Raw genomic sequence first — 1,288 nt, 5'->3', positions numbered from 1 at the left:
GTGTAGCAACTGCACTTGCGTGTGCACTACTTGGCCTCAAGTGTCGAGTTTACATGGGTGCAAAAGACGTTGAACGTCAAAGCCCGAACGTGTTCCGCATGAAACTGATGGGTGCAGAAGTAATTCCTGTCCATTCAGGCTCTGCAACACTTAAAGATGCTTGTAATGAAGCACTGCGTGATTGGTCAGGCAGCTACGAAGACGCACACTACCTTCTCGGTACAGCTGCAGGCCCTCACCCATTCCCGACTATTGTGCGTGAGTTCCAACGCATGATTGGTGAAGAAACTAAAAACCAAATTCTGGCGCGTGAAGGTCGCCTACCTGATGCTGTTATCGCCTGTGTGGGTGGTGGCTCAAACGCGATTGGTATGTTTGCAGATTTTATCGAAGAAGAAAGCGTTCGCCTGATTGGCGTGGAGCCAGCAGGTAAAGGCATCGATACGGATCAACACGGTGCGCCACTTAAGCATGGTAAAACAGGTATCTTCTTTGGTATGAAGGCACCATTAATGCAAGATGAGAATGGTCAGGTTGAAGAGTCTTACTCTGTTTCAGCCGGTCTAGACTTCCCTTCAGTTGGTCCACAGCACGCACACCTTAACGCTATCGGTCGCGCTGAATACGACAACGTAACGGATGATGAAGCATTAGAAGCATTCCAAGAACTAGCTCGCAGCGAAGGCATCATTCCTGCACTTGAATCCTCTCATGCTCTGGCACATGCACTGCGCATGGCTCGTGAGAATCCTGAAAAAGAGCAATTACTGGTTGTTAACCTATCTGGTCGTGGTGACAAAGACATCTTCACCGTACACGCCATCTTAGAAGAAAAAGGAGTAATCTAATGAGCCGTTATGAGAACATGTTTGCACGCCTAAACGAGACAAACCAAGGCGCATTTGTACCATTCGTGACGGTTTGTGATCCAAACGCCGAGCAATCGTACAAGATTATGGAAGCACTGGTTGAATCTGGCGCTGATGCGCTTGAACTTGGTATTCCGTTCTCAGACCCATTGGCGGACGGCCCAACAATTCAAGGAGCCAACATTCGAGCGTTAGATTCGGGTGCAACTCCGGATATCTGTTTTGAGCAAATCGGAAAAATTCGAGCAAAGTACCCAGACCTGCCAATTGGTCTATTGATGTACGCCAATCTTGTATACTCACGCGGTATTGAGAGCTTCTACGAGCGCTGTGCAAAAGCGGGCATCGATTCCGTTCTCATTGCAGACGTTCCGACTAACGAAAGCGCAGAGTTCGTAACCGCGGCAGAGAAATTTGGA

Annotated in this window: 2 protein-coding genes; both read left to right on the top strand. The window is 48.6% G+C overall.

The annotated features are described in order from the left end of the window. Positions 1 to 848 (top strand): tryptophan synthase subunit beta (gene trpB / locus R7070_RS25500; protein WP_318141425.1); only part of this gene is annotated, 848 nt, incomplete at its 5' end. After that, positions 848 to 1,288, top strand: a 441-nt coding sequence (gene trpA / locus R7070_RS25495) for a tryptophan synthase subunit alpha (protein ID WP_318141424.1), incomplete at its 3' end; no start/stop codon positions are given. The genes trpB and trpA, both read left to right, overlap by 1 nt.

It is taken from the genome of Vibrio sp. 1557, from assembly GCF_033340175.1.
GTDB classification, from domain to species: domain Bacteria; phylum Pseudomonadota; class Gammaproteobacteria; order Enterobacterales; family Vibrionaceae; genus Vibrio; species Vibrio alginolyticus.
This window is presented reverse-complemented; position numbering and strand designations above follow the sequence as displayed.